At 62.7% G+C, this 7,454-nt stretch carries 1 protein-coding gene; it reads right to left on the bottom strand.

Annotation, left to right across the window (positions count from 1 at the left end; all coding sequences use genetic code 11):
* Window positions 1–296 precede the first annotated feature (296 nt).
* Window positions 297–7,238: a DUF3320 domain-containing protein gene (locus tag IK083_07390; GenBank protein MBR4749374.1), complete on the bottom strand. Its 6,942-nt coding sequence runs from the start codon at window positions 7,236–7,238 to the stop codon at window positions 297–299.
* Between the last annotated feature and the right edge of the window lie 216 nt (window positions 7,239–7,454).

The following is a 7,454-nucleotide window of genomic DNA, read 5'->3' as shown; positions in this document are numbered from 1 at the left end:
CCTATGTGGACCCCCCAACGGCCAAAGGCCGTCGGTGCCCCCACAGATCTCCAACGCACAATAATGTGCGCTGGGATGACGGCGGAGGATCCGGGATGACGCGGGGTGTTGGCGGTGTCGCCGGGATGACGCGGGGAGCGGCCGCCGGGATGTTCCGGCCCTTTTGTCCCGCTCAATAATTCGCCTCCCCTAAAAAAAGGATGCCTTTCCCGGGCGCGCAGCGCCCGGGAAAGGCATAATAATAAAATGCGCTGCGGCAGGCGCAGCGCGCCTGCCGCAGCGCACTCTTCCACTCGTTAGTGTTCCCCTTCGTCCTTGTCCGGCAGAGCGAATTTGTTGGGGCCCGCAGACACTATGGCGTCCGAATTCCTGGCCCACTGCAGGCCCGCCGCGAGGGCGGCCCTGAGCTTCTCGCCCAGCCGCTTGTAGCCAAAAATCAGGCTGACCTCTTTGATAAGGTCGTCTCTCTCCATCACGCCGTGGTGTTTCAGCGCATAGCAGACGGCGTTGCGGATCTCCTGCTGGCAGATCTCTTCGCCGGGTCGCTCGTTGGAGACTCTGATGGCGGCGTAGGTCTTGGGATCCTGATCCTCTTTCCAGCAGTATATGATGCCCTTTTGCTTGCGGGCTCTGACTCCGGAGGCCCTGAAGGCCTTTTCAAACACCTCCAGCGAGGCGGCGCCCTTCTGCACTCCGAAGGACCCGAACACCTTGCGCATGACGGCGTCCTTGAGGATGGGCGCTTCGGCGTTGACCACCGCGGCGATCCTGTCGGCTATGAGGGCCTTGTTGGAAGGCTCGGAAAAGCCGGCTATGCCCAGAGGCGTGTTTTCCAGCTCGGCATACACGTATTCCGAAGGCTCTTCCGGCTCCCAGGCGGAGCCGGACTCTCCGGCTTCGCCGGGCGTATCGGCCTCTTGCTGCCCGTCGCCGGCCTCGGCTTCCGCTTCCTGCGCTGCTGCCTCTTCCACCTGTCCGGCCTCGCCGCCTGCGTCACTTTCTTCTTCTGCTGACGCAGCCGCGTCCTCCGCCTGATCGGGCTGAGTTTCCGGAGCGGCTTCCTCCCAGGGCATGGTCTCCCCTGCCGGAGTCACGGTGGCAGGCTCTTCTTCCTCCTGCCCGGCCTCAGCGCCTGCGGCGCCTTCTTCTGCTGACGCAGCCGCGTCCTCCGCCTGATCGGGCTGAGTTTCCGGAGCGGCTTCCTCCCAGGGCATGGCCTTCTCCGCCTGAGTCTGCGGGGCAGGCTCTTCGGCCTTGCCCTTTTCGGCCCCGCCGCCGCCATTCAGATCTATCTCGATCTTCACGGTCTCGCCGGGGTTTACCGTGACGGTGGTTTCGGTCCCGGAGGCGATCACCTCCCTCACGGGAGCAGTCTCCGGCTCGGTCCGGGCCGCATCCTCGGCGGCCGCGTCTTCGGCCATGACCTGATCGGCCTGGGCTTCCAGCTGCGATCTGAGCTGTTGGTTCTCGGCTTCTCTGGCCGCTTCTTCCGCCTGCCTGGCGGCTTCCTCGGCCTTACGCTTTTCGCTGCGGGCTCTGGAGTCTGCGCTCAGCTTGTCCAGGGCTCTCTTCAGTCTGGCGATCTCCCTGTCCCTGTTGTCCCACCAGTCGATGGTCCACACTCTCAGCAGCTTCCAGCCCAGCCGTCTCAGCACGCTCAGCTGCGACACTTCTCTGTCCCGGGTGTTGGAGGTCTGCCTGTAGCCTTCGCCGTCAAGCATGATGCCCATCAGGTATCTGGAGGGCTCGCAGGGGTCCACCACGGCTATATCCACGTGAAAATCGGAGTGTCCCACCATGGTGGCGGTCCTGAAGCCGTATTCTTCCACGGCCTTGCAGATATTCTGCATGATCCCCGCTCTGGCCAGCCGCTCCGCGGCAGCCTCGGGATCCTCGGCGTAGAGCTCGTGGCCCTCCGCATACCGGAGAAAGTCGCGAAAAGCCACCACTCCGTCCGGAGAGCTCTCGCTCACCCTGATATCCGTGGAATGCATGCTGGTAAACACGGTCATAGCCATTCTGGCCCGGGAGAAGGCCACGTTCAGCCGCTTGCCTCCGCCCTGCATATTGATGGGGCCGAAGTTGTTGGACACCCGGCCTTTTTCGTCGGGTCCGTAGCCGACGGAAAAGAGTATCACGTCTCTCTCGTCGCCCTGCACGTTCTCCAGATTCTTGACAAACAGCGGATCCTCTCCGTTGTTGGCCCAGGCGTCCAGCTCGGGATCGGTCTGGAACTGCTTGGCCAGCAGGTTCTCGATGAGGTTTTGCTGTTTCATGTTGAAGGTCACCACGCCGATGCTGTGGTCCCGCAGCGCGGGATCGTGAAATCGCCTGACTATCTCGGCCACCACCGCCTCGGCTTCTTTGCGGTTGGTGTTGTTGGCGTAGAGGCCTTCCACGAACACGGCGGTCACCCTTCTCTCCATGTCGTTGGCGGAGGGGAAGGTGTACATCCTGTTGTCATAAAACCTGCTGTTGCTGAAGGCTATCAGGCTCTCGTGGGAGCTGCGGTAGTGCCACTGGAGATACTGGGACGGGATGCCCAGGGCCAGGGCGTCTTCGAGTATGCTGTCCAGATCGTCCAGGGCCAGATCGTCGGTCTCGGGGCCTTCTCCGGAGAAAAAGGCGGTAGGCGGCATCTGCTTGGGGTCGCCCACTATCACGGCGGCGGAAGCCCTGGCCAGGGCGCCGGCAGCCTTGCAGGTGGGTATCTGGGAAGCCTCGTCAAAGATGACCACGTCAAAGAGGTCGTTTTTCTGGGCCAGATACTGGGCCACGGAGTCCGGGCTCATGAGCATGCAGGGCGTGAGCCGGGGCAGTATGTGAGGTATCCTCTCAAACAGGCTCCTGATGGAAATGCCCCGGGCGTTGCTGCCGATGGCCTTTCTCAGCAGGTTGAGCTCCTGTCCCTCCTCCGGGGACACGGCGGCGCCGGGCAGCCGGGACGCCAGCCGGAGATATATCTCCTTTTTCGTCAGCTGCAGCATATAGTCGTCGATCTTTTTGAATTGGACTATGGCTTCGTTGAAGGTGGGTCCCGAGAAGTTGCTCAGCAGGTCGTCGCCGGCTATGATGTGGTTGATCAGGGCCAGATAAAAGCCCTTGCGGTAGGCCTGCTCCAGTTCTCCGGCGGGCATGCCCTGCTCATAGGCCTCGGCCACCGGCTCCAGGCCGGCCTCGGCGCACTTTTGGCGCACACTGTTGTAGAGCCCCCAGTCCTTCAGGGCGGCGGGCCGTTCCAGGAGATAGTCGCAGAGAGCGGTCTCCCTGTCCGCCCAGTCCTCGCCGTATTCTGCCGCGGGACGGGCCAGCAGTTCGTCAAAGGCCTTCTTGTCGCGCTCAAACCCTTCGGCCAGGTCTCCCAGGGCTTCCAAAGCCGCATACCGGGCGTCGTCGCCGGCCAGGGCGTAAGCCGCTTCCAGGCCTCCGGGGAAGGCCTTTGCCCTTTCGGCTATATCGGCGGCGGAGGCGTAAGCCGCTTCCAGGCTCCGGCGGTCGGGCCAGGCCTCCGCCACGGCCCGGGCGTCCGCAGACAGAGCCTCCAGAGCCCGGCGGGCCTCGGCGTCATTCTTCTGCCAGGCGTCTATCTTCCACAGCCGGGCGGGAATGTCCTCATAGCCGATCTGCTTCTTGGAATAGGCCCGCACCTCGGCGGTCACCTGATTCATGGCTCCCTGTTTGCCGAAGAACTTCTTGGCCGCGGCCTCGTGTTTGGTCAGCAGGGGCTGCATATCCATGGTGAGAAAGTCGGCGGTCCAGTCTTCCAGCAGCTGCTCCTTCTCGGCCCGGATCTTCTCGGTCTTGTCCAGACAGGCGGCGACGGCGTCCCTGTCCGCAGTGAGCAGAGCCATCAGCTGCGGCCCCGCCGCTTTTATCTCCCGGCACAGGGCCCGCATAGCTGCGTATCGGGACAGTTCGTCGGGATCCCGGGGCGCCTCAAAGCCGGCCGGTCCGGCGCCGGCGCAGTCCTTCAGGGCCTGCAGGGACGAGCGGTAGGCGGAGGCCGCGCCTGGCAGGCTGCTCCTGACCTCGGCGCTGTAGGCCGTAAGGCCCACCCCCCGGAGAGGGCTGCCGGCTATGCCTCCCACGGCCTCGCCGGCGGCTGCCAGCTGGCCTATGAGAGACGGATGGGTCCTGATGACGCTTTCGGTCAGCTGTCCGGCGGCATCGCTGTCAAAGGTGACGGCGGACCCGTTGTCCCGCACGGTCTCGTAGAGGGCGATCAGCTCCCGCAGGCTCTTGCCGCAGGTGCGGATGCGGTGGAGATGCTCGGCGTAGCCGTCTATGCGCCGGCGGCTTTCGGCCGCCCTTTTCAGCCTCTGTTCATAATCGCTGCGCTCGGCTGGCCTGTCTATGGTCAGGGCGTTGCCCAGCTGCTCCAGCACCTGTTTTTTGTTGGCCTTGTCCGAATGGAGCTCCAGACAGAAGGGATCGATGCCCAGGGCTGCCAGCCGCTTTTGCACCACGGACAGAGCCGCCTTCTTTTCGGCCACGAACAGCACCTTTTTGCCCTTGGCCATCAGATTGGCTATCATGGCTGTGATGGTCTGGGATTTGCCGGTGCCCGGAGGTCCGTGGAGCACAAAGGTCATGCCGCAGTCGGCCATCTTCACCGCCTGCAGCTGGGTGTCGTCCACGGAAACGGGCAAAAAGACGTGCCGGCCTTCCGCCTCCGACGCGGGGGTGAGTGTCCAGTCAACGTGGCCCTTCATGAGGCTGCGGACCACGTTGCTGCCCTCCAGCATATCGCCGGCGGTGTGTATGTCGTTCCACATGGCAAACTTGGCAAAGCTGAAGTTGCCTATGACGCAGGTCTCGCACACGTCCCAGCCGGGCAGCGTGGCCACAGCCTTGCGGACCATGGCAAACACCCGTCTGATGTCGGTGCCGTGTTCGTCCGCGGGCAGAGGCTCCACCCCGGGGATGTCCAGCCGGTAGTTTTGCCGCAGCAGCTCCAGCAGGGTCAGATTGAAGTGGGGCTCCTCCGCCCTGGCGTGGAGGGCGTAGCCCTGATTGGCGGACTTGCGCACTATCTCTATGGGCATCAGGATCAGGGGAGCGTAGAAGGGCTCCTGACTGTCCGGCTCCGCCAGCCACCGGAGGACGCCGATAGCCAGATATAGGCTGCTGACGCCGTTTTCCTGCTGGCTGGCCCGGGCCGACCTGTAAATGCCGGTGAGGGAGCGGTCCAGCTCCGCTGGGCTGCGGAAGGTGTAGAGCCGGTGGTTGTGATACTCCCGGCGAAAACGTTCGTTGATGTCAAAGTCAGTGTTGGCGGGCCACGTCGTCAGCTCATAGCAGCCGAAGCGCTTCAGGGCCTCGGACAGCCAGTGCACCGACTTGCCCTCCTTGCCGTCGGCGTCCCGCAGGGTCATCATCAGATCGGTCACCCAGTCGGGAGCGGACAGCAGGTTGAACTCGTGGCCGTCGGAGAGAGCGTCCTCCAGCTCGTCTATATGGCTGGACATAATGGGCTCCACCGAAGCGTTGAGGGGCAGATGGAGCAGCATATTGCGGGAGCTCAGATCCAGCAGCTTGCTCTCCCACAGCTCCTTTTTGCCGGTGATCCTGCGGGGGCCTGCGGCTGCGGGCTCCGCCAGGGTGATATCCAGCTCGGCGGGCGGAGGGGTGACCTGGGTGAGGTCTCTGTCATCCGCCGCTATCTTGTAGCCGCTTTTGGTCCTGGCGGGTATGGATTTGACGCCGTGGAGCCTGGACAGAAACACGTCTATGGCGCAGTCGAACTCCACGCCGAGCAGCGCCGCCCTGGCGCTCATCTCCGCCTGCTCAAAAGTCACGTCTTTGCCCGCGCACATGGCGGTGCATTCCACAAAGGTGAACTCGTCGGAGCGGTTGCCTACGCGGGAGGTCAGATAGTTCAGGTCGTCGATGACCACCGGCGCGGAGCGCAACTCCTCCGGAGTCCTGTTTCTGAGCCAGACGCCCGCGAAGATGTGTCCTTTGACCAGCACCAGCAGGGGATGGAGCCCCATATCCTCCAGCAAAGCGGCATAGAGAAGGGTCATATCCATGCAGGTGCCGGTGCGCTGATCCATCACGGTCTCGGGAGTCCTGATGCGCTGGCCCAGCACGGTGAATCCGGAAGGATTTTCCGAATAGCCGATGTTTTTGGCCTGCACCGCGCCGTAGGCGGCGGCGGCCAGCTCTCTCACACGGTTGGGATCGTTGGACTGATAGCCCTCGGCGGAAACGGGTTTGCCCCAGGAGGCCAGCACGGTCCTGGCGTCGTTTCTGAGAATGGGTATGACCGGGTGGTTGGGCATGACAAAGGCGGGCAGCAGCTCCGCATAGCCTTCGCCTCCCATCCACTGGTCGTAGGCCAGCACCAGCATCTGCTCGGTGACGCCGCACACTCTTTCGCCTTCGGAGACCAGCTCGACTGTGACGGAAGCGTTCACCGACTCGGTGAGGCCGGCCAGAACGCCGCCCCTGACTACCAGGGCAGGGTCGGGCAAACGGACGGGGCGGCCCTCCGGTATATCCGGGAGCGCCTGCTCAAAGGTGTCAAAAAAGGCGTAGGACGAGGATATCCTGAGGGTGAGGCCCCGGGCGGGCTCCCCGGTCCTGTTGAGGATCTGTATGCCCCTGACAGGCAGGATGCCGTTGGTGTAGAGGGCAAAGTTGAACACTTCCATCCGGTCCACGCCGATGCCCAGCCCGCTGTCGCTGACGTCGGTGTGAGCCGGCTGCCGCCCGGGCATGTCCGGGACGGTCTGCGCGTCCTGAGGCTCCTTGTTGACAAAGAGGGTAAAGCAGTCGGTCTCTCTGTTGAAAACGACTCCGTCAACTCCGTCCGTGTCCTTCACGTAGCCATACACATACCCCAGACCCAGCTCCACCAGGTCGTGATCCTCGGGCAGGATCACCACTTCCTTTTTGTCCGTATAGACCGGGACCAGGCGCGAGCCGTCAATGGTCACGTCCATGGGGATGGGTATCAGACCGTCGATGATGGCGCGGCGGTCCTCTTCGGCCATATCTTCGGAGGACACTCCTTCCTCCTCCAGCCTCTTCATGACAGCCGACGCTTCCTCGGTGATATGCATCTTGCAGGGTACGTAGAGAGGACAGTCTGCCAGAGCTTCCAGGAACCGGCGCAGAGCGTCGGTGTCGTCCCGGTCCGCGGCGCATTTGGCCAGAAGGGCTTTGAGCTGTTTGGAGGTGACTGCAGGTTTTTTGGGGGATCTGCTTTTTGACTGGTTGTCGTTTTTCGCCATATGGTTGGACTCCTTTATCCGGTGTGACGGCGCCCGGACCGCCGCTGCAGCGGAAATGCGGTGTGATGATTAGTAATATACAAACAGATAGCGTCCGGCGCCACTTATATGATAGCACCCGGACGCAGTATTTTTCAACAAAAAAACGCGTTCTTTATTTGACAGAATAATTGCAGGCAGAGGGAGGGCTGAAATATTCCTTTTGCCCCGCTCAAT

Source organism: Abditibacteriota bacterium, assembly GCA_017552965.1.
In the GTDB taxonomy this organism is placed as follows: domain Bacteria; phylum Armatimonadota; class UBA5829; order UBA5829; family UBA5829; genus RGIG7931.
Note: the sequence above shows the minus strand (reverse complement) of the source record. Positions and strands in the feature narration are given on the sequence as shown.